1 protein-coding gene and 1 pseudogene are annotated in these 1,350 nt (G+C 69.9%); one reads left to right on the top strand and one right to left on the bottom strand.

The genetic code is table 11. The features are described from left to right. Positions 1-682: 682 nt before the first annotated feature. Positions 683-1,252 (bottom strand): ABC transporter substrate-binding protein, encoded by a 570-nt coding sequence (locus ABZT93_RS40375; RefSeq protein ID WP_356114120.1) that lies wholly within the window; start codon positions 1,250-1,252, stop codon positions 683-685. 4 nt (positions 1,253-1,256) lie between these two features. Here ABZT93_RS40375 and ABZT93_RS40370 point away from each other — a divergent pair. Next, positions 1,257-1,350: pseudogene (locus ABZT93_RS40370) on the top strand (aquaporin); the annotation flags it as partial.

Below are 1,350 nucleotides of genomic sequence, written 5' to 3'. Positions count from 1 at the left end.
TCGGTGGCCAGGCGTTCCACACATGCACGCCGACGACCTGCAGATGCCATGTAAGCCTATTGAACCCGGTGGAGCCGCAGCCTCGCCCACCGTGCGGCACGGTGTGGCGGCCATGGGTGGGCCACGGCAGGGTAGACGGCCCGCTCATCAGCGACCTGAGGCCTGGCCTCCCTGAGGCAGGGTCGGGCAGAGTCCGGGAGACTCGCGCGGCGCTCAGCCCTCAAGGGTCTGGACGCGGCGGAGCCACACCGCTCGTGGTGTGGCTCCGCCGCGCCTGCTGGACAGCGCCCTCCACCCGACGCTGTGCGCTTCCCCATGGCCCCGAGGAGCCTGATGCGGCTCAAGCCACCGGTGCCTTCCGCACGAAAGCGAGCGACGATGAACAGCGCCGGCGGCGAGCCCGAACCCCGAGAGACCTCTGCGGGGTGGTGCGGTCGGTGACCGCGTGCGCGTGGCGGGCGGGCGGCGAGCTGCCGCTCATCACACCTCCGGGCCGCAAGGGAGCCGACGCGCGCACGGTGTGACACGTCGAGTGATCCCGGGCGTGGATCCGCCTGGTTGAGCCATCCCCCCCCCGATGGACCAGACACGCCTCCGGTCGTCGGCGTACTGGCGCGCGCGCAATGCTCCGGGCGCCGGTGACAGGGCGGGGGCGGTCCCGACCGGGACCGCCCCCGCCGGCTTACTTCGCCAGTGGGCCGAACTCCTCGCGGGTGTCCACCGGCTTGCCGAACAGCTGCCACCGCTCGCCCTTGAACCGCATCAGCTGCATCGTCTCGATCGGGAAGGCGTCGCCGCGGCCCGTGGACAGGGTGACCCCGGGCAGCAGCATGTTCACCTTCACGTCCTTCAGGTTGCGCACCGCGTCCCGCAGACCCTCCCTGGTCGGGCACTTCATCGCGTCCAGGGCCTGGTGCAGGCTGGAGGCGGCGGCCCAGCCGTAGGCGTTGAACTGGTTGGCCGGGTCGGCGTCGGGGGCGTACTTGTGCATGGCGTTCGTGTACGTCTTCATCTCGGGGTCGTTCGCCCACTGCGGGTCGGCGGGGTCCTTGAAGTAGGTCGCCGAGACCACGCCCTGGACGTTCTTGAACCCTACGGGCTGGAGCACGGCGGCGGACGAGGCCACGTTGTTCACGATGTGCAGCGGGTTCCACTTGGTGTTCTTGGCATCGGCGGCGAGTGCCTGGCTGCCGAACTTGGGCGTGGTGATGTTGAGCAGCACGTCCGCCTTGGAGCGGGCAAGGTTGGCCATCTGCAACCTGGCGCCGTTCATCGTCGGTCTGATCGTCGTGGCCATCGGTATGGCCTGGGGCACCAACGCGGGTTACGCGATCAACCCGGCACGCGACT

This window comes from Streptomyces sp. NPDC005303, from assembly GCF_040607335.1.
In the GTDB taxonomy this organism is placed as follows: domain Bacteria; phylum Actinomycetota; class Actinomycetes; order Streptomycetales; family Streptomycetaceae; genus Streptomyces.
The sequence above is the reverse complement of the archived record's forward strand: the minus strand, read 5'-3'. Positions and strand labels throughout refer to the sequence as shown.

Coding starts and splice junctions, on each gene's coding strand:
- ABZT93_RS40375 (WP_356114120.1), bottom strand. CDS start 1,252: ATGGCCAACCTTGCCCGCTCCAAGGCGGACGTGCTGCTCAACATCACC.